Source organism: Betaproteobacteria bacterium, from assembly GCA_016720065.1.
GTDB lineage: Bacteria > Pseudomonadota > Gammaproteobacteria > Burkholderiales > Rhodocyclaceae > SSSZ01.
The window spans coordinates 546,668-569,042 of the sequence record JADJXY010000001.1 but is presented as its reverse complement, the minus strand read 5'-3'; the positions used below and the strand labels follow the sequence as shown (position 1 = coordinate 569,042).

Sequence of the window (22,375 nt, the reverse complement as noted above, 5' to 3'; positions counted from 1 at the left end):
GGCACTGTTCGCCGATGCTCAACCTGCTCGTTCCACATCCCGCTGCAGGGGATCGAGAAACTGTTCCGCGTAGGCTGAATAAACATCTCCGGCCTGGAAGACCTCGAACAGCTCCGGGTCGATATGCCCGTTCTCCCTGAATTTTTGCATGATGCCCAGGGCCTGGGAGAGCTTCATCCCTTCCTTGTAAGGCCTGTCCTTGGCGGTCAGGGCTTCGAAGATGTCGGCGATTCCCATCATGCGGGCCTGCCAGCTCATCTGGTCGCGGGTGAGGCCGCGGGGGTAGCCTTTGCCGTCCATGCGTTCGTGGTGGCCGCCGGCGTATTCGGGGACGTTCTTGAGGTGCTTGGGCCAGGGGAGTTGCTCCAGCATCTTGATGGTGGCAACGATGTGGTGGTTGATGATTTCCCGCTCGGCCGCGGTGAGCGTGCCGGCGCGGATGGTGAGGTTTTCCGCCTCGTTGGGGGAAAGGAAGGGGGAATCCTCCCCCGCAGTATCGCACCAGCGCCGCGTAGCGGCGATGTGGCGCACCCGCGCGATGTCTTCGTCGCTCATGCGTTCGCCACCGATGTTGGCCCGGCGCAGGAATTCCCGATCCGACTCCAGGGCGGCGATGGCCTCCTGGCAACGCGCTGTGGCGGCGTCGGCGGCTTCTCCGGCCAGGATGGCTTGCAGGCGGGCAATCTCGGCGTCGCGCTTGAGCACTTCGAAGCGGGTGTCCACCAGGGCGATGCGGTCGAAGATGGTTTGTAGCTTGGTGGCCTTGTCGACCACGTGCACCGGCGTGGTGATCTTGCCGCAGTCGTGCAACAGGGCGGCGATGCGCAGTTCGTAACGGTCCTTGTCGGTCAGCTTGAAGTCGGCCAGGGGCCCTTCGGTCACGGCGTCGGCCGCTTCGGCCAGGAGCATGGTGAGGACGGGAACCCGCTGGCAGTGCCCGCCAGTGTAGGGCGACTTTTCGTCGATGGCGGTGTTGATGAGTTTGATGAAGGATTCGAACAGGTCTTCCAGTTGGGCGATGAGCTGGCGATTGGTCAGGGCGATCGCCGCCTGGGAGGCGAGGGATTCGGCCAGACGCTGGTCGGTGACGGCGAAGGCGCGCACATGGCCGTCGCCCTGATCGATGGCGTTGATCAGTTGCAGGACGCCGATAATCTCCCCTTCGTGATTCTTCATGGGCACGGTGAGGAAGGACTGCGAGCGGTAGCCGGTGCCCGCGTCGAAGCGGCGCGTCCCCGCAAAATCGAAGCCTTCGGCGCTGTAGGCGTCCTCGATATTGACGGTCTGCCCGGTGAGGGCGGCGTAGGCCGCCACCATGGTGTTGTTGGGGCTGCCGTCCTCGCGGTAGAGGGGAAGGTCGGCGAACTTGCTGGAAATGGGCGCGCCGCTGGAGCCGCCGAAGGCGATGCCCAGGGAATCGGTGCGCACGATCTCGAAGTGCAGATGGCGCTGGTCTTCCGAGACCAAGTAGAGTGTCCCGCCGTCGGCGTGGGTGATCGCCTTGGCGGCCAGCAGAATCTTTTCCAGCAGCCGGTCGACGTTGCGCTCGCTGGAAAGCGAGGCCCCGATGTCGTTGAGCTGTTCGAGGCGGCGGAAGAGTTGCTCCAGGGTATCCATGGCGACTCCTATTTGATGCACACGGACCGCACCTGCTTCATGTCGGTGATGCCCTGGACGACTTTTTCGATGCCGTCCATCTTGAGGGTGCGCAGGTTTTCATTGAGGGCGCAGGCCAGGATTTCCGCCACCCGCGCCTTTTCCTGAATCAGTTTCTTGACCGGGTCGGTGCCCACCAGCAGCTCGTGCAGGCCGACCCGGCCCTTGTAGCCGGTATCGTTGCAGGTGGGACAGCCCCTGGCCCGGTAGAAGGTGAATTTGCCGTCCTTGGCGTAGCGGGCGCCCCAATCCTTGTAGATGGCCTCCATGGAGCCCTTGGGATCCTTCTTCCAGCTCTCGGTATTGGCAAGCTCCTCGCAGTATTCGTGGATCAGGGCCTTGATCTCGTCCTGGCCGGGGTGGTACGCCTCCTTGCATTCCTTGCACAGGCGCTTGGCGAGGCGCTGGGCCAGGATGCCCAGCAGCGCGTCGGCAAAGTTGAAGGGATCCATGCCCATGTCCAGGAGCCGGATGATCGATTCCGGCGCCGAATTGGTGTGCAGGGTGGCGAAGACCAGGTGCCCGGTAAGGGAGGCTTCGATGCCGATCCCCGTAGTCTCGGGATCGCGCATTTCGCCCACCATGATGATGTCCGGGTCGGCCCGTAAAAAGGCTTTCATCACCGTGGCGAAGTCGAGGCCCGCCTTTTTGTTGACCTGAACCTGGCGTAGCCCTTTCTGCGTGATTTCGACCGGATCCTCGGCTGTCCAGATTTTGGTCTCGGGTTTGTTGAGGTAACCAAGGACGGAGTGCAGGGTCGTCGTTTTGCCGGAACCGGTGGGGCCGCACACGAAAAAGAGCCCGTAAGGCTTTTCGATGCACTTGATGAGATTTTCCCGGTTGCGTGGGGTGAGGCCAAGTTGTTCCAGGGGAATCGGTTCGCCGGCCGCCAGGATGCGCATCACCACATCCTCGACCCCGCCCGCCGTCGGAATGGTGGCGACACGCAGTTCGATGTCCAAGGGGCCGAATTTCTTGAACTTGATCTTTCCGTCCTGGGGTTTGCGCTTCTCGGAAATATCCAGGTCGCACATGATCTTGAGCCGCGTCACCAGGGAAGCCCGGTAGGACGCCGGCACTTCGATGTACTTGACCAGCGAGCCATCCTTGCGAAAGCGGATGGCGGTCTTTTCCTTGCCCGGCCGTGGCTCGATGTGGATGTCAGAAGCGCCCTGCTGATAGGCTTCGACAATGATCTTGTTTACGAGGCGAACGAGTTCGTTGTCGGCCGCGGCCATGGCGTCGTCGCCCCCGAGGTCACCCAATTCCTCGCTATCCCCCATGTCGGAAAGAAGGTCGTCCACCGACCCCATGTTGGAGAGGGCACCGAAGAATTGATCTACCGACTGCGCGAATTCACCATGGGTGGTCACGCGATAGACGATCTTGCTCTTGGGGAAAATGTTGTTGACGACGCGGGAATTGCGCACCCGCTCCGGGTCCGGGGCCATGACGACCAGCCCTTCCGGCGTGTCATCCAGGGGCAGCCAATGGCTTTCATCCACGTACTCGCGCTTGATATGGCGCAGAAGATCGATGGGTTTTATGCGGTCGGCTCTGAAGGGCTCGTAGGGCACGTCGAAAAACTTGGACAGTGCTGCACCGATCGCCGCGGGTTTGACGCTGAATTCCTTCTGAAGAACCGCCTCGATGTCAGCGCCCTTTTCCCGGGCGATGCGCTGGGCCCGCTCCAGGTCCGGAGCCGACAGGACACCGTCGGCGACCAGGTAGTCGTATTTCGAGCGGATGACGAAAACCGGCTTCTGGCGCTGGGTCAAGGCGACCGCCAGGGTCTTCGCCAGCTCGCCCACGCCTTCCACCGCCAGGGGCGGGAATGGGACATCGGCCCGGTTGTTGATGAGCTGGATGACCCCCAGGAGTTCCCCGTCGTCGTCGAGGATGGGCGCGACGAGCATTTGCTTGGACCGATAGCCGGTGCGCTTGTCCACCTCCTTGAGAAACTGCATCTTGGGGCTGTACTGCTTGAGCTCCACGTCATCGTAGACGTCGCTGATATTGGCCAATTGGCGCGTTGCCGCGACGTAACCGGCAATACTCTGGTCGGCGATGGGGAGCTTGATGTCCTTGAAGGAATTGAGGCCGGTCTTGACCCGCGAGACGATGGCCTGCTTGTCCTCGCCCACGACATAGATGGTCAGGCGATCGGCGTTGAAGAGATTGCAGATGTCCGGCGACAACTCCAGCATGATCTCGTCCACCGCGCTGGTGGCGTGGATCTTGTTGGTCACCCCATGGAGATTCTTGAGGAAGACCAGACGGCTCGCGACGTCCGATCCCCCGGCGGTTTCTGTCTTGTTCTGTGCATTCATGTCACGCTTCCCCGGCGTTCAATCCGCCCTCCAGCCAGCCGGCCCGAAAACCATGCTGGGAGAGCAGAAAGGCGGCGGCCGAACTGCGCCGGCCGCTCTGGCAATAGACGATGTATTCGGTGTCGGGCTGGAGCAGGCCGAAAGCGGCCCGCAGTTCGTTCAAGGGAATGTTGCGCGCGCAGGGCAGGCCGTCCTGGGCGAATTCCGCCGGATAGCGCACGTCCAGCCAGCGGGCGGCCCCCGCCGCCACTCGCGCCTCGGCCTCGGATCGCGACAGGGCATGCAAGAGGGGCTCCTTGAGCAACTCGTCGAAGTCCTCCTTGCCCAGGCGCAGGACCACCCCGTCGCGCTTCATGGTCACCGTGGCATTGCGGGTCGCACCGGACACCAGGGCTTCCTCCCCAAAGGCCTGGCCGCCCTTGAGTTCGGCGACATGGACCTGGCTGCCGCCGATGGCCCGGGTCACCTGCGCCCGGCCGCTCTCGATGACGAAGTAGTAGTCCCCCACTTCACCTTCGCGCACCAGCACCTCGCCTCGCTTCACCTTGAGGCGTTCGAAGCGCAGCATCAACTCGTAGAGATTGGCCGCCGGCAGGATCGAGAGGCCCGAACCGGGCTGGCTATGCAGGCTGATCGCGCCGGTGACGGTCTTCCACAGCGAACTGTCCTGGGCGTACTTGGGCGGCCGGTTTCCCTCGGCGGACAACTGGTCCCAGGTCATCATGATGTCCAGGAGGTCGTCGTCGATGCGCACCACTTCGATATCGGTGATGGCCCGGCTGGCCCGGATCGGCCCCGACTTGCGGCCCAGGGCCCATACGGCGTCCTCGCAGGAACCCACCAGCACCCGCACCCCGCCGGCGGCCAGGTCGAGCTTGATCTCGCCGCCGACGAGAAAGACCGACACCTTCTGCAGGTCGACCCCGAGCAGGGGGTCGGCACCCAGGGGAAAGCGCTCCATGGCGCACAGCCCGGCGAGTTCCTTCAGTCGCTCCGGCGACAGGCTGCCAAGGGGTTCCAGGCGAGCCAGGATGTCGGCCTTCATGGTTCAGAACTCGAAGATCTGATTGTTCTGAAGCATGCGGGGCTTGAAGGCGCCGAGGCAGTCCTCGATCTCCTCCATGGTCAGCTCGATCTGCCCCGGCTTGAGGTGGGTGATGTAGATGTCGCACTCCCGTTCGAGCTTCTGCAGCTCCTGGGCCAGCATCTTGGGGCACAGGTGACGGGACAACAGCGCGAGTTGCTCCTCCCGGTTGGAGAAGGCGCATTCGACGATCAGGTGCTTGAGGTTGCGAATGCGGTTCACCGCCTTCCAGAAGGCATCACAGATGCCCGTATCACCGGAGAAGACGAGGCTCGCCGATCCCGAATCGACCTGGTAGCCCACCGCCGGTACGGTGTGGTCCACCGGCAGCGGCGTCAGGCGTCGGCCGGACAGGGTCGTCCCCTGCCCCAACTCGATGACCTGGAAGCGCATGAAGGGGTTGGCGGCATTGGGGATTTCGGAAAAATCCGGCCAGATCGCCCAGTTGAAAATGTGGTTGCGCAGGATGGTGAGCACTGCTTCGGTGCCGTACACCGTCAGGGGCGTACTACGTCGGTCACCGACCGTGTCGATCATCAGCGGGAGCGAAGCGATGTGGTCCAGGTGGGTGTGAGTCAGGAAGACGTGATCGACCATGGCCAACTCGGCGATGGTGAGATCCGCGACGCCGGTGCCGGCATCGATCAGGATGTCATGATCGACGAGCAGTGAGGTGGTGCGCAGATGCCGACCCCCGATACCGCCGCTGCAACCGAGTACACGGAGTTTCATGGCTACTTGGTCTTGAAGGTGGTGACGCCGTCCCAATCCGCGGCGGGCGGATCGCTGCGCAATTCGGCGATACGTTCGATATAGAGACGATAGAGTCCCCGGTCGGGAAAGCGACGCGCCAGGTTGTGCAACTGCAATTCGGCCTGATCCCACTCCTGGGAGCGATAGAGTCGCAGGGCGTGTTGCCAGAGCTTGAGTTCATCCAGGGTTTCCGGCGTCACCTCGCCGACGATGCCCATCGGCTCGTAGATGGCGAGGGGCTCGCCTTTGCCCTTGGGCCGCACCCGATCGACTTCGCGGAAGACCATATCCTTGATCGCCGCCTTGGTTCCCTCACCTACCAGGATGCCGACGCCGTAGTTCTTGGTCAGTCCCTCCAGGCGGGAGCCGGTATTGACCGCATCGCCCATGACCGTATAGGCCTTGCGCACCGGCGAGCCCATGTCGCCCACCGTCATCATGCCGGTATTGATGCCGATGCCGATGTGCAACTCGGGCCAGCCCCGCGCCCGGAAGGGCTCGTGCAGGGACTCCATTTGCCGCTGCATCTCCAGCGCCGTCAGGACGGCATTGCGGGCGTGCTCGGGATCCGTCACCGGGGCGCCCCAGAACGCCATGATGGCGTCGCCGATGTATTTGTCCACCGTGCCGCGGTACTTCTGGGTCACGGCAGTCATCGCACCCAGATAGTCGTTCATGAGTTGAGTGAGTTCCTTGGGGTCGAGCCCTTCGGAAATGGTGGTGAAGTCACGCACGTCGGAAAACAGCACAGTCAGTTCCTGCTTGCGCCCTTCCATGCTGTAGCGCTCGGGATCCCGCGCCATCTCGTCCACCAGTTCGGGCGGTACGTACTGGCCGAAGAGTTCGGTAAATTGGCGCTTGCTCTTCGATTCCACGAAGTAACCCCAGGACATGTTCAGGGCGAAGAGCACGAAACACAGCAGGAGCGCGGAAGCCAGGGGAAGCACCATGCCCCCGGCGTACCAGAGAACCAGGTTGAGCACCACCACCACCACCAGGGCCGCAACGGTGAGCAGGGATGCGCGCAAGGGCGAGAGCAGGGGAAGCAGCAGGGTCAGCGCAGCGCCCACCAGAAGAAGCTCGACAACTTCCGCGCCGAGCACGTAGGAAGGCTTCTGGCGCAGGCTGCCGTCCATGATGCCGGCGATCATGTTGGCGTGAATCTCGACTCCGGGGTAAGTCGCGCCAACGGGGGTCGAGCGCAGATCCATGAGACCCGGAGCGGTAGTCCCCACCAGTACCGCACGCCCCTTGAGGACGGCCGCGTCCACCCGCCCCTTGAGGACATCGGCCGCGGAAACATAGGGAAAGCTGCGCTCATTGCCGCGATAGGGAATCAGGGCACCACCGTTTTCGTCCACCGGGATGCGCAGCAGAACCTTGTCGCCCCCCACGTCCAGCCATTCGATGGTGCCCTTGCCTTCCGGGAATCCGGGACGGACAGGGACCCCGCCCAGCAGGTAGCGGACCATGGCCAGGGAAAGCGCCTCGTAGTAGGCGCCTTCGTGCCGCACCACCAAGGGTACCCGGCGCGACACGCCGTCGAAATCGACGATGGGGTTGAAGTGCCCGGCACTGGCCGCCGTCTGCTGCAATTCTGCGAGGTTGGCACCAAAGCCTTTCCAGTCCAGCAGGGTATCCTGCCGGCTGCCGAACTGCCCGGCGGGCCACACCGGTGCGGGGAGGACGCCGCTGCGCCGGGCATCATCGATGCCGGAGAAGTAATAGCCGAGCACCACGGGCCGGCCCTTCAGGGTCTCGGCAAAGAGACGATCGAAGTTGAGGCTCGAGCGCAGCGCCGGGAGGGTTTCCTGAAACCCCTTCTCGCCCTTCAGTTGATCCTGCGCCAGCCTTTCCAGCACCTTGAGCCCCGAACTGTCGTCGGGCTCGGCGAACACCACGTCGAAGCCGACGACGGCGACCCGGTAATCGTCCGTGAGTTTGCGCACCAGTTCGGCGACCGTATCGCGCCCCCAGGGCCAGCGCCCCACTTCAGCCAGGCTTTTCTCGTCCAGGTCGACGACGACGACGCGGTCATCCTTGCCCCCCGGCATCGACATACGCATGCGGACGTCGTACAGGTAGCCATCGAGGAGGTGAAAGAAGGGAAGCTGCCAGATCCGGGCGCCGTGCCCCACGAACAGGAGCACACAGGCGGCACCGAGCAGGTAGCGGATGAGATGTTTTTTCAAGTTGGCCTGACGAAGGTGGTATCCCGGGCGTCAGGTCTTGAAAAAGAACTCCATCTTGATACCGGCGATCTCGATCACGTCGTGATCCGCCAACTGATGGGCCTGGGAATCGAGAACATTGCCGTTGACGATGGGGAACTGGGCGCCTTCGACATGGGTGATGAAAAAGCCGTGGGGGCGACGGGCGATGACCGCCACCTGAACTCCCGGTTTCCCGAGGGTGGTGAGGGTCTTGGTCAATTCGAGTTCCTTGCCGGCGTTGGCACCGGTCAGGAGCTGTATCGCTGCCGTGGGCGCCGCGGTGGTGGGCGTCGCCGCTCCTGCGGCAATGGCGGCCGGTGTGGGCCCCGGCACCACCGGGGCCTGGAGGCCCGCCGGCTGGCTTTCGCTGGCCTTCGCCATGGCCGCGGCCTCGGCGGGCTTGGGGGCTTCCGGTGCATTCTTCAACACGTTGGGCCGGATGAGCATGGTCTTTTCGAAATCCGCCCCACCGCCTCCGGCCGCGGGCTGTTCGCTGACGTACTTGAGCTTGTACTTGCCCAGTTCGACCACGTCGTTGTTACGCAGGAAATGCTTCTTGACCGGCTGGCCGTTGACCAGGGTGCCGTTGGTACTGTTCAGATCCTCTAGAAACGAGTCGTTGAGGATGGTGACGATGGCCGCGTGCTCGCCCGAAATGGCCAGATTGTCGATCTGGATGTCGTTGTGCGGCTTGCGCCCTATCGTCACCCGCTCCTTGTTGAGCGAGATTTCCTTGAGCACCAGTCCGTCCATCGAAAGGATCAGTTTTGCCATGTTGCCATCCTCATTTCACTTGAACCAGGCCAGGAAGCGCTGCCACCAGCCCCGCGGCGCTGCAAAATCGCCACGAACCTTGACAAGAATAACCGAAACGTTGTCCTTGCCACCATTGTCATTTGCCATCTGTATCAACTGATCGCCTGCCAAGGGAAGATTGGACGCAAGGCTCTGCAGGGTCATGGCGATTTCCTCGTCCTCGACCATGTCGTTCAAACCGTCCGAACACAGGAGATAGATGTCGCCGGGTTCCACGTCATAGTCGCGGACTTCGGGTTCCACCTCGGGATCGACGCCCAGGGCCCGGGTGACGAGATTCTTGTTCTGGGAATATTTGGCGTCTTCCGCGGTGATGAGGCCGCTGTCGATCTGCTCCTGCAGGAGCGAATGGTCCCGGGTAACCTGCTGGAATTCGTCGCCGCGCAGACGGTAGAGGCGCGAATCGCCGATGTGGGCCACGGTGACCAGATTGTCGTAGAACCAGGCCATGACGAGCGTCGTACCCATCCCCGCGTACTGGGGCTGGCTCTGGGCAGCGTTGTATATCGCCTCGTTGGTCCCGGCCACCTGCTCGCGGATGTGACGGTGGGACAGGCGCTTGCCGGTCTCCTCATCAAGCACCTGGGGGCTGCACGTCTGGACCAGACCGGTAAGATTGGAGGACAGCAAGGTGGTCGCCATGCCACTGGCCACCTCACCGGCGTTGTAGCCGCCCATGCCGTCCGCCAGGATGGCGAGACCGTGATCGGCGCTGCCGAATACCGCATCCTCGTTGTGCGAGCGCACGACCCCGGGATCGCTGCGGGTCACTACTTCCAGCACTTCAGCCAATTTCATCGTCCCCGTTCCCTAAAGCGTGATATCGACGTCGCCGGCGTTGCCGGTCTGGTCGGGCGAGGCCCGCCCGGACCCGGCCAGACAGGCCCGCAGATCGGCAGCGAGGTCGTTGCCGCGCTGGTAGCGTTCGTCCGGATCCTTGGCCATGCTGCGGGCGATGACCGCGTTGAGTTCGGGCGAAATCGCGCCATTGACCGATGCCGCTTCGGGCGCCGGCTCGTTGGCGATCTTGTACATGAGCTGGGCCATGGATTCCCCGACGAAGGGCAATTGGCCGCAGCACATCTGGAACAGGGTAACCCCCAGGGAATAGAGGTCGGAGCGGCCGTCCACCTTCTTGCCGGCCAGTTGCTCGGGCGACATGTAGGAAGGTGTCCCAAGAACCATACCGGTCTTGGTCTTCGAAGAATCTGTGATGCGCGCGATCCCGAAGTCGGTCACCTTGACCTGATCCCCCTCGGGCTCGTACATGATGTTGGCCGGCTTGATGTCGCGGTGGACGACGTTGTTCTGGTGGGCGTAATCGAGGGCTTCGGCCACCCGCGCAACGACGGAGAGCACCTGCGGCAGGGGCAGCAGCCCGGCCGCCTTGGTGGCGACGACCAGGTCCTTGCCCTTGAGGAACTCCATGGCGATGTAGGCCAGATCGTGCTCCTCACCCGCATCGAAGATGGTGACGATGTTGGGGTGATTGAGCCGACCTGCGGTTTCCGCCTCGCGGAAGAAGCGCTCCTTGACTTCGGCCAGTTCGTCCTCGGCGAACTCCTGGGCCAGAGCCATAGTCTTGATGGCGACGACCCGGTTGATCTTGGGATCGCGCCCCAGGTACACCACGCCCATGGCCCCCTTGCCCAGTTCCTTTTCGACCTGATAGCGGCCCAGCATGGGCTTTTCCACCTGGCCGTCTCCCAGGATCACGGTGCCGCTTGCAGCCTGACCACGGCTGCCGCCCAGCATGACCGTCTCCGACATCTGCTTGGCCTTGGTGATGCGCTGCTGCAAATCGCGGAACTTGGGGTTGAAATCGGCCATGTAACGGAAAACCGCCTCGGCCTTGTTGAACTGGCGCTTGCGCTCGTAGTCCAGGGCGAGGTTGTAGAGGTTTTCCATCAGTCCGTCGTCCATCGGACACTTGCGGAACTTGTCGAAAGCCATGTCGAGCTGGCCCTGCCCCTGGAAGGCGAGGCCCAGCATGCGGTTCGATTCGGCGGACTCGGTATCGGATTTCTGTTTGCCGCGCTCGGTCATCAGGTAGCGCTTGGTGGTCAGGAGAAGATGCCCTACCACCAGGAGCGAGGCAGCGCCCATGAGCTGAATCCACATGCCGGAACCGACCATGAGGCCGAAGTGCGTCCCGATGAGCAGAATGAGAAGCAGCGCCGTGGCCGCCGCTCCCAGGGCCGCAGAAAGCCGCGGCAGGAAGGCGATCAGATAAACCGCCACCAGCAGGAAGGCCCCCAAGGTCGCCGCGCCGCCCCAGGCCGGCGTCACGAAGAAGTGTTCCTGCAGGATGCTGGACACGGAATGCGCCAAGGTAAGAACCGGGGGCATGGCAGGTGAAATCGGGGTCACCTGGGGCGTTCCGACCCCAGCCGCCGTTGCTCCGACCAGGACGATCTTGCCGGCGTACTTGGCGGCGGGAATCTTGCCGGCGAGCACGTCGTAGAAGGAGTCCACCTGGAAGGCCGGGTGACCATCGACGTCCTTGTAGAAGAAGGTATTCATCTCGGTGGCCGGACCGGTGGCGATGCGCAGATTGCCGAGACGCACTTCCTCGCCCAGTTGCACGCGAATGTCGGCCGGACCGAGGTTGAGGCTCTTGGCGGCGATCATCAACGAGAGGGCGGGGTAATACTGGTCGAAGTACTGCACCACCAAAGGCTCGGCGCGGATTCCGCCGTCGACGTCCGGATTGGCATTGAGATGGCCCACCGCGGCCGCCTTGGCGCCGATGGCTTCGAAGGGATACTGGACCTGCATGCCCGGCAGCGCAAAACCGCTGCCCGGAGTAACCTGGGGAACTCGGTTGGCCACCACGTAATCCGGCAGGGGTTTGTCGGGCCTGCCGCGGGCCTCACCCAACTGGAAAGTGAGGGGCAGCAGGATGGTGCCCGTCTTGGCGTAGCTCTCCGCCAACTGGCGGTCGGTGTTGAGGGCGCCCTCGGCTTCCTTGAGCACCGCCGCGATTTTCTCCAGTTCGCCGCTGGCTGGCGCCCCCTCGGCCGCGGCCTGATTGACGATGTCGGTCAGCTTGGTGATATAGGCGTAACCGGGGGAGACTTCCGGTTCATAGAAGAAGACGGTATTGCCGACCGCCTTGGCCTGGGCAGTGGCCATGAGGTCGGCAAAGCGGGCGTGGACGTCCCGCGGCCAGGGCCAGCGGCCGATATTGGCGATGCTGTAGTCGTCTATGGCCACCACGGCAACCCGGTCGGAGGGCGTACGGCTGGACTTGTTCACGCCCATGTCGTAAGCCTTGCGCTCCAGACTCTGTACCAGGTCGGAGCCATTGGCGACGAGCATGAGCACCGTCACCACCACGCCGAGAAACCAGTCGGTCTTCCAGAAACCCGATTTACCCATGCCCCCTTTTCCTTCTATGTTTTTTCAGCGCAAGAGGCCGAAATACAACTATTTAACCGCTATTCTTACGCGGGCTTCTCAACATAGTCAAATTTCATCCGCCGGGCAGCGGCGACCCCAGGCCTTTCTGTTGCGCCGCCGCGAGAACCCGCACGGCGAGGGCCAAGTCCTGGATGGCCAGGCCCTGGGACTCGAAAAGCGTGATATCGAGGGGCGAAATACGCCCTGCACGCCGCCCCACGACGATATCTCCCAATTCGACCAACTGCCGGGAATGGAGCCTGCCCTTGTCCAGCGGCGGCAGCAGATCGCCGGCCTCGGCCAGGGCGGTCGGCACGGCATCGACGCAGATCAGGGCCGCCCGCCGGATGGCCTCCTCGGACAACTCGCGCCGGATCAGGGCATTGGAACCGGCAGCGTTGATGTGCGTCCCGGGCGCCAGCCAGGCGGCCTCGAAGAGGGGGCTTGCAGCGGTGGTCACCGTTCCCAGAACGTCGGCCTCACGGACCACGGCTTCCGGCGACGGCGCAGGGACGACGCGGACGCCGAGGCGCTCACCCATGCGGGCGCAGAAGTCGGCCAGACGATCCGCCCGGCGGGCATACACGCGGACTTCCTCGATGGGCCTCTGAGCGCAGACGGCCTCCAGGTGTCCCTCCGCCTGCCACCCGGCACCGAACAGGCCCAGCACCCGGCTTTCAGGACGCGCCAGGAGCCGTGTGGCCAGCCCGCTCGCCGCGCCGGTGCGCACCATGCCGAGGCGGTCGGCCGATATCGTCGCCAGAGGAATGCCGGTTCCCGCGTCGAAGAGGTGCACAAAGAACCGGTTTCCGCTGCGATTGCTGGTGTAGGCCTTGTAGCCGATAACGCCCTGCTCGGGCAGGGCGCCGTGCAAGACGTGCAGCGTGGTGCCCGGCAGGCGCGTCCTGGCCCGCGGCGTGTCCTGCGCCTGGCCGAGGGACAACTCGCGATGGGCCGACTCGACGGCTTCCAGGGCCATCGCCGTCGTCAAAACCTGACGGACGTCTTCCTCGCTCAGATAAAGCGCCATACACACTCCTCCATCACGCCGGACAACGGGGCTGACCGGCACCGGGCTTGCCCGAGACCAGGGGACGCAGCAGGGGCTCCATCTCCTTGAATACCTGCACCGGCAGGGCCGAGGTGAAATCGTAACCCGCCGCCTGCTCGCCGGGGACGAAGGCAGTCACGGTTCCGAAAAAACGCTCCCCCAGGTAAAAGACGAAGGTCGCCGCCCGATTGACCACCCGGGAGGACTTGATCTGCCCTCCGGCACCGATCACGTCGAAGCGATGGTCCCCGGTCCCGGTCTTGCCCCCAACCAGGAGCGGCTTGTCGTCGGGTCCACGATAAGTATCCTTGAGACGGCGCGCAGTGCCGCTATTGACCACCCGCAGAAGCGCCTTGCGGGCGGCAGCGGCCACTTCGACGGGCATCACGCGCGTCCCCGCGCGCGGTGTCCACAGCAACTGGGTCTCGAAGGGGGTGCCACTGGCGAAACGCAGCTCGTCCACCCGGACCGTCGCCTGGCGAATACCGCCGCCCACCACGATACCCATCAATTCCGCCAGGGCCGCCGGCCGATCGGCCGAACTGCCGATGGAGGTGGCATAGGAGGGGACCAGTCGATCGAAGGGATAACCCACCCGCTTCCAGCTCGCGGCGATGCGCTCGAAGGCCGCCACTTCCAGGGCGATACGGATGCGCACATCCTGGGCGCGCCGGAAGCGGGAGTTGAGCAGCCAGCGATAGGCCTCCTGCCGCTGCTGCACGCTGGCCGCGACGACCTGGTCGAAACCTGCTTTCGGGTTCTGCTTGAGATAACCCACCAGCCACAGTTCGAGCGGGTGCACACGGGCCAGGTAGCCCTGGTCGGAGAGATTCAGGCGCAGGGGGGCGTAGGTGGAGTAGAGCTTCCTGAGTTGCGCCTCGCTGCCCGCCCGGTCTCCGAGCTGGGCGTTCATGAAGGCGCTGAAGGAGGCAAAGTCCGCCTGGGGCTCCACACCAAGGAACGCTGCTGCCAGACGACTCGGCAGGGGGCGCAGGTCGGAAACCAGGGCCGGCAATAGATCCTCCGGCGCCGTACCGCGGTATTTGCGGAAGAAATGGGCCAGGAAGGCCCTGCCCTCCTGGTCGGCAAAGCGGCTGAGGAAGCTGCGGCGCGCCCTTTCCTCGTCCCTGCGCAGTTCCGCCCCCGGAGCATCTTCGGCTTCGTAGGCGTGGTAATGGACCACGTCGCGCATGATGCGCACGAAGGAGAGGTTGATCGATTGCTCCAGGGCCTCTTCGACCGTAGGCACTTTGGCATCGTCCTCGCGCTTGAAATTCTGGAAACTGTGCAAGCCGCCGCCAGTGAAAAAAGTTTCCTTGGGGTCGGCGGAATAGCGCCGGTTCAAAGCGGCATCGAGCAGGGCCGGGAGGCTCCTGTCCTCGCTGCGCAGCAGGTGCTCGATGGCCCAGCGGGTCAAGGGGTCGCTGCCTTCCGGACGCAGCTTGCGCAGATCCTCCGGCGTCAGGCTGCCGTAGCGCCGATGCAGGTCGGCGACGACTTCCAGGTAGCTCACCAGGGTACGGAACTTGGCGCTCGACCCCAGATCGAGCTTGGTCCCCACGTTGATGTCCAGGGGCTGATCCACGTTGTCCGCCTGGACCCGCAGCAGATTGCCCTGGGCGGTGGCCTCGAACAGGGTGAAGCTGAAGCGCACTTCAGTCGGATCGCCGCGCAGCAACAGGCGCTCGCTCTTCAAACCCAGGCATTTGAGCACCGTTTCTTCGCGCAGGCTGGCCAGGAAGCGCGTCACGCCGTTCTGGGCCTCCGCATCCAGGGTGGCGCGGGCCGTAAGATCGTAGCGGTCGAGGGCGTAGAGATTGTCCACGTCGAGATAGTCCGCCAGCACGGAACGGGCGGCATTGACCGCCTTGCGCTCGACGAAGGAGACCGCTGGCGGCGGCAGGGGCGTGTCGCGGGGATTGAGCTGTACGGCCAGAGCAGCGTCGCGCAAGGCGGCCGAAATGACGCCCTCCTGGGCCAGGATACGGAGGTGGCTGTCGGTGAGTTCGCCCAGGCGTCGTTCGCTCACGGCGAGAAGATCGGAAGGCCGACGCTGGGCGATGAAGAGCGACAGGGCCTCCTTGAAGGGTGCCGCTGCCGCGAACGGTGACTCCTGCGCTGCCACCAAGGCCCGATTGGCCTCGCCGAAGTCCCGCCCGTACCAGGCCCAGAGGCCATCGCCCAGGCCATTGACCTCGCCCACGCCGGGTACCGCGCCGAGAGGAACCGAATTGACGAAGTCGAGCACAATGCGCCGGCGAGTCTCCAAGGTCTCGACGCCCCCGTGGTAGGCCCGCAGCGAGGCCGACGCCATCTGGCGGAGTTTTTCCTCCGGCCCGTGGGTGCGACCGCCCGGCGAGTGGCGGAATTTTTCGATCTGGGTGGCGAGGGTGCTGCCCCCTGCCCGCCCGGCCCCCTCCGGATCGACGGCCCGTACGGCCTGACCGATCAGCGCCCGGCCGAAGCGATCCCATTCGACGGCCGGATTGCGGCGGGGGTGCTCGCTATCGAGAAGCTCGCGGTTCTCGATGAACAGGAGCGACGCGACCACGATGGAGGGAATGGCCTCGAAGCGTTCGTATTGGCGCTGGGGGTAGAGGGTCGAATAGAGCGTCTCGCCCTTGCGGTCGAGAACGGTAAGACCGGCCTGGGACTTTTCCCGATAGATGGGATTCAATCCGCGCCCGGTGATCTGCCGGAAACGCTCCGACTGCCGCGCCTGGGCGCTCACCTCGAACCCGGCCGCCGCCAGTTTGGGCAAGGCCACGCGCAACTGGGCGTAGCCCAGACGCTGGTCGTAGGGCCCCTCGGCCGGCAACCAGAGATCGGGATTGGCGCCCGGTTCGACGCGGAAATCGGCGCCCTGGGCCCATTCCGAAAAAAGGCGCGACTGAAGCCAGGATTCGCGCATTTCGATCCAGACGGCGATAGCCGCCGCCAGGGCCAGAATCAGGGTAATGCGAAACAACCAGCGAAGAGGGGAAAACCCCCGGCGGCGTCCGTCACGCCGCACTTCCCTTGGGGTACCTGCGTTATTCATGCGCTTGCCGCTCTCCCGGGCGACTTGGTGGATCAGATGATGCTATTGGGGTCGGGGCATTTTAGTCCGAAGCGGGCCAAAAAAACCCAGGCCCAAAACAAAAAAGCGCCGGGGGCTCCGGCGCTTTCTCGGGGGCGAAGGCGCGCTACAGCATGGCCTTGAGCAACTTGGCCATTTCCGACGGATTCTTCGTCACCTTGAAGCCGCAGGCTTCCATGATGGCGAGTTTGGCATCCGCCGTGTCGGCTCCGCCGGAGATCAAGGCACCGGCGTGGCCCATGCGCTTGCCGGCCGGGGCGGTGACGCCGGCGATGAAGCCGACGATGGGCTTCTTCATGTTGGCCTTGCACCACTGGGCGGCTTCGGCTTCATCGGGACCGCCGATTTCGCCGATCATGATGACGGCGTCGGTGTCCGGATCGTCGTTGAACATCTTCATGACGTCGATGTGCTTCAGACCGTTGATCGGGTCGCCGCCGATGCCGACGGCGGAGGACTGGCCTAGGCCCAACTCGGTCAGCTGACCGACGGCTTCGTAGGTCAGCGTGCCGGAGCGGGAAACGACGCCGATGCGGCCCTTCTTGTGGATGTGACCCGGCATGATGCCGATCTTCACTTCGTCCGGGGTGATGAGGCCGGGGCAGTTGGGGCCGAGCAGCAGGGTCTTCTTGCCGCCGGCGGCCTCCTTGGCCTTCATCTTGTTGCGCACCACCAGCATGTCGCGGACGGGAATGCCTTCGGTGATGCAGATGGCCAGGTCCAGGTCGGCTTCGACGGCTTCCCAGATGGCGTCCGCGGCACCGGCGGGCGGCACGTAGATGACGGAAACGGTGGCGCCGGTTTGCTTGGCAGCTTCCTTGACGGAACCGAAGATGGGGATGTTGAAGATGCTCTCGCCCGCCTTCTTGGGGTTCACGCCGGCGACGAAGCAGTTCTTGCCGTTGGCGTACTCCTGGCACTTTTCCGTGTGGAACTGGCCGGTCTTGCCGGTGATGCCCTGGGTGATGATCTTGGTGTCTTTGTTGATGAGGATGGACATTCTCAGTGCTCCTTACTTGACCGCGGCGACGATCTTGGTGGCGGCTTCGGCCATGGAATCGGCGGAGATGATGGGCAGGCCGGAATCCTTGAGGATCTGCTTGCCCAGATCCTCGTTGGTGCCCTTCATGCGGACGACCAGCGGCACGGACAGGTGGGTTTCCTTGGCCGCGGCGACGACGCCGGTGGCGATGGTGTCGCAGCGCATGATGCCGCCGAAGATGTTCACCAGGATGCCCTTGACCTTGGGGTTCTTGAGCATGATCTTGAAGGCTTCGGTGACCTTCTCGGTGGTAGCGCCGCCACCCACGTCCAGGAAGTTGGCCGGCTCGGCGCCGAACAGCTTGATGGTGTCCATGGTGGCCATGGCCAGACCGGCGCCATTCACCAGGCAGCCGATGTTGCCGTCGAGCGAAATGTAGGCGAGGTCGAATTTGGAGGCTTCGATTTCATCGGCATCCTCTTCGTCCAGGTCGCGCATGGCGACGATTTCCGGCTGACGGTAGAGGGAGTTGGAATCGAAGTTGAACTTGGCGTCCAGGGCCTTGACGGTGCCGTCGCCCTGGTGGATCAGGGGGTTGATCTCCGCCAGGGAAGCATCGGTCTCCATGTAGCAGGTGTACAGCTTCTTGAAGGTGTCGCAGGCCTGGGCGACGGAACCTTCCGGCATCTGGATGCCCTCGGCCAGGGTCATGGCCTGGTCGTCGGTCAGCCCGGTGAGCGGATCGATGAAGACCTTGATGATCTTCTCCGGGGTCTTGTGGGCAACTTCTTCGATATCCATGCCGCCTTCGTAGGAGGCCATCATGACGACCTTCTGGGAAGCGCGGTCGGTGAGGGCAGCCACGTAGTATTCGTGCTTGATGTCAGCGCCTTCCTCGATCAGCAGATTGCGCACCTTCTGGCCTTCCGGGCCGGTCTGGTGGGTCTTCAGTTGCATGCCGAGAATCTGACCGGCGTACTCGCGCACTTGTTCGAGGGTTCTTGCCACCTTGACGCCGCCGCCCTTGCCGCGGCCGCCGGCGTGGATCTGGGCCTTGACTACCCAGATGCTTCCCCCCAGGGTTTCGGCCGCCTTGACCGCGTCATCCACCGTCGTGCAGTGAATACCGCGCGGAACCGTCACACCGAATTTTTTCAGGATTTGTTTGCCCTGATATTCGTGAATTTTCATGCGCTTTCCTTGCTAGAGTTGAGTTGCGAGCGAAGGGCGGCAGAGCCGGGTTGGCCGGATTCCGCCCGATTGGAGCATCGGAAGGCTGAAGATACTAGCACAAGCTTTCATGAAGCTTGCAGCCTGAATTCATAATTACCTGGCCGCAGCGGACCTGAGAACCTGACGCAATAACACAGCCAACAGCACGCCCGCCAGGACCAGACCGAGGACGGCGGCGAGCCAGAATCCGGCCACGCCCAAGGGATCGGCCGCCCGATAGGCCAGCCACCAGCCGCCCCCCAGGGCGATGCCCCAGAAGCACAGAACCTGGATCACCATGGGCAGGAAAGCGACGCGGCACGCCCGCAGGGCGTGGCCGGCGACGGTCTGCCAGGCATCGCAGAGCTGATAGGCGACGATGAAGGGAATGAGGGCCAGAGCCACCTGCCGCACCCCGGCCTGATCCGAGTAGAACGCCACCACGGGCTCGGCCGCAAGCCACAGGACAGCGCCGGCCAGGATCGCGAGCCCCATGGCCAGCGCCAGCCCGGCCCCCACCGCTCGCCGCGCAGCCGGGAAGTCCTTCGCGCCCATGGCCTGCCCCACCGCCGCCAGAGTCGCGAGGGAGACCGACAGGGGAAGCATATAGCACAGCGTGGCCAGATTGGCGACGATGCGGTGTCCGGCGACGATTTCTGCGCCCAGGGGCGCAATGAACAGGGCGACCAGGGTAAAGGCCGTGATTTCCACCAGATTGGACAGACCCATGGGCAGCCCCAGGCGCAGGAGTTCCTGCCAGCGGGACCAATCGGGCTTGCGCCATCCCTGTAAGGGGCGGTAGCGCTTGCCCAGGGGGCCAAAGTGCAGATAGGCCGCACCAGCCCCGCAGGCAAGCCAGGCGATGCCGACGTTGGAGAGGGCGCAGCCCCTCACGCCGAGGGGTTCCCCCAACCAACCTTCCAGGGCCAGCCCCCAGGCCAGGAAGCCGTGCAGCAGCAGGCTGGAGAATCCGATGAACATGAGCACCCGGGGCTTGCCGAGGGCGTTGCAGAAGCCGTAGAAGGTCCGGTAGCACAGGGCGGCGGGCAAGCCCCAGGCCAACAGGGCGAGGTAGTCGCGCACGCGGGACTCGATGGCGGGATCCATGCTGGTCAAGGCCAGCGCCAGGTCGGGGTGGCGCAGGAAGGCGACACCGGGCACGCTGAACAGCAGCGCCAGCCAGAACCCCTGCTGCAGGACACCGGCCACCTCGTGGTCCTGCTTCGCTCCCTGCAGGTGGGCGACCACCGGTGCGACCGCCTGGAGGATTCCGGCCAGGGCAAAAATGACCGAGACGTGCAGACCGCCGCCGATGGCAACCGCCGCCAGATCGACGGCGCTGACGTGCCCGAGCACTACGGTATCGACCAGCATCATGCCGATGGATGAGAGCTGGGCCACCAGAATGGGAAGGGCATGGGCGATCAGCCCGCGGGCGGTGGCGACGAACATGGCGCCATTGTCGCACGCCATGGAGACCACTCTTTTGTCATGCAATTCTCAATGCCGAGGAGCCCCGATAAACGTGAAATATCTGTTTGCTCCGCCCCCGCAGATACACTAACTTTAGTAATAGAAATCTCAACTGAAAGCCCCCGGCCGATGCCCTTCCGTCAGCATTCGGCACCCGGCCTGCGGGGAAGGCGCACAAGGGAGAATCATCGTGAGCAGACCACATCGCCTCGCCTTCGGCGAAGGGGAGCCTTTTTGTCATTTGCCCCAGGACGATCTCGGTTGGCTTGCCGGGCGCATGGTGCAGGAAGATTACCCGGCCGGGCATACGGTGCTGTCGCCGGGCAGCCCCGGTGAACATCTGTATTTCATCGAGAGCGGCTATATCGGCCTCTTTCCGGAGACTGGTGACAGGGTTCTGGCCGAGTTGGTGCCGCGGGAATGCTTCCCCCTCGAAGCATTGGAGGATGGCAAGGCAGTCAGCGTCCGCTTCCGCGCCCTGCAGGATTCGATCTGCTGGCGCCTGAAGACGAATGACCTGCGCGAACTCTCCCGGCGCAATCCCCATTTCGCCAAGCGCCTCGCCGCCCGCGCCCAGTCCCTGGCCCGCCACGCAAGCCGCCCGGCCCCCGTGCCGGCCGCCCTGGCGCAAGAGCTCCCCATACCGCAGACCCTGGCTGCCTGCGCCGGCCGGCCGGTGGTCGAGGTCGATGCCGACGAAGCGCTGGTCTCCGCGCTCAAGCGCCTGCGCGATCAGGACGCCCACCTGCTCCTCGTGCGCGACCGCAACGGTTCCCTGGCCGGCGCCTTCGGCTATGGCAACCTGCTCGACGCCGTGCTGGCCGGCAAGGCCGAACTGACCGCCGCCATCGCCACGCGCATGACCCCCCTGCCGCCGTGCCTGCCGGAATCGACTTCGGTACACGAAGCGGCGGCGCTGATGATGGAACGGGGCATCGACGAAATCCTCGTCGAAAACGTAGCGCCTCGCCGATCCCTGCGGGTCGTCAGCCACCCCGAGTTGCTGGCGGCCGATGCGGCGCGTATCGGCTGGCTCCGGCACCGCCTCGCCAGCTCGGACTCCGGCCGCGATCTGCAGACGGCCGCCAAGGATATTCAGGCCTACTCGGCCCAGCTCCTGGGCCAGGGGGTCGCCGCCTGGCAGGCGACGCAAATCGTTTCCAGCCTGAGCGACCAACTGGCGCGGCGGGTGATCGAGGTCGAATTCGCCCAGGAAGAACTCTTCGACCTCGACCAGCTGGCGTGGATCGTCATGGGCAGCCAGGGGCGCCACGAGCAGACGCTCTTGACAGACCAGGACAACGGCATCATCTTCACGCCCCGCGACCCGGCAGCCACCGACGCCGTGCGCAACGCCCTGCTACGCGGCGCGCAGCGGGTGAACCAGACCCTCGCCAACTGCGGGGCATCCCCTTGTGCGAGGGCGGCATCATGGGCGGCAACCCGCGCTGGTGCCTGACCCTTGAGGAATGGAAAGCCCAGTTCCGACAGTGGCTCCATGTACCGGAGCCGGAAGCGATCCTCAACGCCACCATTTTTTTCGACCTCCGCCATCTGTGGGGCGATGGCACCCTGACCGCGGAGCTCACCCAGGAGCTTGCCAGCCAGGCGCCTGACAGCCAGCGTTTCTTGCGCCTTCTGGCCGAAACCGCCCTGCTGCGCTCGGTACCCATCGGCTTCTTCCGCGATTTCCGCGTGGATCGGGATGCCGAACCGCCCAACAGCATCGACCTCAAGCAAGGCGTGCTGTCGGTCTTCGTCGATGCCGCCCGTCTCTATGCCCTGCGCCACGGCATCCACGAGCAGGCCACGGCGGGACGGCTGCTCGCTCTGGGCGCGGCCGGTCACCTGCCGGGCAAGGAAGTGGCCGCCCTAGTGGAAGCCTTCCGCTTTCTGCAATCCCTGCGTCTGCGCCTGCAGCACGAGACCTTGGCCGGGGGCGGGAAGCCGCGCAACCGCATCGACCCCTACACCCTCAACGACCTGGACCGGCGCTTTCTGCTCGAGGCCCTGCGTCAGGCGGCACGCCTGCTGAAGCGCATAGGCATCGACTTTGCGATCACGGGCTGACGCACCGCCTCGAGCCAGGTCAGAAGAATCGTCGCTGAGGGGTCAGGCACCGGATGGCCCCCCATATCGCGGTGCGGCGCCGTTGCGTTTTCCTGGAAGGACGGGTCGCGCCAGAGGGACACGAATCACCGCCTGAAGACCGCCGAGGGGGCCTATGCCTTACGGGAATAAGGAGCCGCAGCCTTCGTCGTGAAACCGTGGAACAATTCACTCCCCGGCTACTACCTAAGTGATAGATTGCCCCCGTAAGTAAG

15 protein-coding genes are annotated in these 22,375 nt (G+C 64.1%); 2 read left to right on the top strand and 13 right to left on the bottom strand.

The genetic code is table 11. The annotated features are described in order from the left end of the window. Window positions 1-18 precede the first annotated feature (18 nt). From IPM73_02740 to IPM73_02680, 13 genes are all read right to left on the bottom strand, one after another. The gene (locus tag IPM73_02740) at window positions 19-1,617 is read right to left on the bottom strand and encodes a GAF domain-containing protein (GenBank protein ID MBK8917004.1); all 1,599 of its coding nucleotides are present in this window, start codon (window positions 1,615-1,617) and stop codon (window positions 19-21) included. Window positions 1,618-1,625: 8 nt separating this feature from the next. Next, window positions 1,626-3,986, bottom strand: coding sequence for a Flp pilus assembly complex ATPase component TadA (tadA, locus tag IPM73_02735; protein ID MBK8917003.1), 2,361 nt, complete (start codon window positions 3,984-3,986; stop codon window positions 1,626-1,628). A gap of 1 nt (window position 3,987) precedes the next feature. Further along, on the bottom strand, window positions 3,988-5,031 hold the full coding sequence (locus IPM73_02730) for a cyclic nucleotide-binding domain-containing protein (GenBank protein ID MBK8917002.1): 1,044 nt from the start codon (window positions 5,029-5,031) through the stop codon (window positions 3,988-3,990). A 3-nt stretch (window positions 5,032-5,034) separates the two neighbouring features. Further along, the gene (locus tag IPM73_02725) at window positions 5,035-5,802 is read right to left on the bottom strand and encodes a 3',5'-cyclic-nucleotide phosphodiesterase (protein ID MBK8917001.1); all 768 of its coding nucleotides are present in this window, start codon (window positions 5,800-5,802) and stop codon (window positions 5,035-5,037) included. Window positions 5,803-5,804: 2 nt separating this feature from the next. After that, window positions 5,805-8,015 (bottom strand): adenylate/guanylate cyclase domain-containing protein, encoded by a 2,211-nt coding sequence (locus IPM73_02720; protein ID MBK8917000.1) that lies wholly within the window; start codon window positions 8,013-8,015, stop codon window positions 5,805-5,807. A 30-nt stretch (window positions 8,016-8,045) separates the two neighbouring features. Then, window positions 8,046-8,810 (bottom strand): FHA domain-containing protein, encoded by a 765-nt coding sequence (locus IPM73_02715; protein MBK8916999.1) that lies wholly within the window; start codon window positions 8,808-8,810, stop codon window positions 8,046-8,048. A 15-nt stretch (window positions 8,811-8,825) separates the two neighbouring features. Next, the gene (locus tag IPM73_02710; protein ID MBK8916998.1) at window positions 8,826-9,650 is read right to left on the bottom strand and encodes a Stp1/IreP family PP2C-type Ser/Thr phosphatase; all 825 of its coding nucleotides are present in this window, start codon (window positions 9,648-9,650) and stop codon (window positions 8,826-8,828) included. A 12-nt stretch (window positions 9,651-9,662) separates the two neighbouring features. Continuing rightward, window positions 9,663-12,233, bottom strand: a complete 2,571-nt coding sequence (locus IPM73_02705) for a CHASE2 domain-containing protein (GenBank protein ID MBK8916997.1) — start codon at window positions 12,231-12,233, stop codon at window positions 9,663-9,665. 94 nt (window positions 12,234-12,327) lie between these two features. Next, window positions 12,328-13,284, bottom strand: coding sequence for an ornithine cyclodeaminase family protein (locus tag IPM73_02700; protein ID MBK8916996.1), 957 nt, complete (start codon window positions 13,282-13,284; stop codon window positions 12,328-12,330). Between the two features lie 13 nt (window positions 13,285-13,297). Beyond that, window positions 13,298-16,345 (bottom strand): transglycosylase domain-containing protein, encoded by a 3,048-nt coding sequence (locus IPM73_02695; protein ID MBK8916995.1) that lies wholly within the window; start codon window positions 16,343-16,345, stop codon window positions 13,298-13,300. Between the two features lie 145 nt (window positions 16,346-16,490). Further along, window positions 16,491-17,384: a succinate--CoA ligase subunit alpha gene (sucD, locus tag IPM73_02690; GenBank protein ID MBK8916994.1), complete on the bottom strand. Its 894-nt coding sequence runs from the start codon at window positions 17,382-17,384 to the stop codon at window positions 16,491-16,493. Between the two features lie 12 nt (window positions 17,385-17,396). Then, on the bottom strand, window positions 17,397-18,557 hold the full coding sequence (gene sucC / locus IPM73_02685; protein MBK8916993.1) for an ADP-forming succinate--CoA ligase subunit beta: 1,161 nt from the start codon (window positions 18,555-18,557) through the stop codon (window positions 17,397-17,399). A 135-nt stretch (window positions 18,558-18,692) separates the two neighbouring features. After that, window positions 18,693-20,030 (bottom strand): MATE family efflux transporter, encoded by a 1,338-nt coding sequence (locus IPM73_02680; protein ID MBK8916992.1) that lies wholly within the window; start codon window positions 20,028-20,030, stop codon window positions 18,693-18,695. A 211-nt stretch (window positions 20,031-20,241) separates the two neighbouring features. Between IPM73_02680 and IPM73_02675 the strand changes: the two genes are divergently transcribed. Then, on the top strand, window positions 20,242-21,510 hold the full coding sequence (locus IPM73_02675) for a cyclic nucleotide-binding domain-containing protein (protein ID MBK8916991.1): 1,269 nt from the start codon (window positions 20,242-20,244) through the stop codon (window positions 21,508-21,510). Beyond that, complete coding sequence (locus tag IPM73_02670; protein MBK8916990.1) at window positions 21,483-22,121, top strand: hypothetical protein; 639 nt, start codon at window positions 21,483-21,485, stop codon at window positions 22,119-22,121. The genes IPM73_02675 and IPM73_02670 overlap by 28 nt, the downstream gene beginning before the upstream one ends. Window positions 22,122-22,375: the final 254 nt, after the last annotated feature.

Excerpts from the sequence above, each read along its gene's own strand:
- tadA (MBK8917003.1), bottom strand. The coding sequence starts at position 3,986 with ATGAATGCACAGAACAAGACAGAAACCGCCGGGGGATCGGACGTCGCG.
- IPM73_02680 (MBK8916992.1), bottom strand. The coding sequence starts at position 20,030 with ATGTTCGTCGCCACCGCCCGCGGGCTGATCGCCCATGCCCTTCCCATT.
- IPM73_02725 (MBK8917001.1), bottom strand. The coding sequence starts at position 5,802 with ATGAAACTCCGTGTACTCGGTTGCAGCGGCGGTATCGGGGGTCGGCAT.
- IPM73_02705 (MBK8916997.1), bottom strand. The coding sequence starts at position 12,233 with ATGGGTAAATCGGGTTTCTGGAAGACCGACTGGTTTCTCGGCGTGGTG.
- IPM73_02695 (MBK8916995.1), bottom strand. The coding sequence starts at position 16,345 with ATGAATAACGCAGGTACCCCAAGGGAAGTGCGGCGTGACGGACGCCGC.
- IPM73_02715 (MBK8916999.1), bottom strand. The coding sequence starts at position 8,810 with ATGGCAAAACTGATCCTTTCGATGGACGGACTGGTGCTCAAGGAAATC.
- sucD (MBK8916994.1), bottom strand. The coding sequence starts at position 17,384 with ATGTCCATCCTCATCAACAAAGACACCAAGATCATCACCCAGGGCATC.
- sucC (MBK8916993.1), bottom strand. The coding sequence starts at position 18,557 with ATGAAAATTCACGAATATCAGGGCAAACAAATCCTGAAAAAATTCGGT.
- IPM73_02730 (MBK8917002.1), bottom strand. The coding sequence starts at position 5,031 with ATGAAGGCCGACATCCTGGCTCGCCTGGAACCCCTTGGCAGCCTGTCG.
- IPM73_02710 (MBK8916998.1), bottom strand. The coding sequence starts at position 9,650 with ATGAAATTGGCTGAAGTGCTGGAAGTAGTGACCCGCAGCGATCCCGGG.
- IPM73_02700 (MBK8916996.1), bottom strand. The coding sequence starts at position 13,284 with ATGGCGCTTTATCTGAGCGAGGAAGACGTCCGTCAGGTTTTGACGACG.
- IPM73_02670 (MBK8916990.1), top strand. The coding sequence starts at position 21,483 with ATGGGCGGCAACCCGCGCTGGTGCCTGACCCTTGAGGAATGGAAAGCC.
- IPM73_02740 (MBK8917004.1), bottom strand. The coding sequence starts at position 1,617 with ATGGATACCCTGGAGCAACTCTTCCGCCGCCTCGAACAGCTCAACGAC.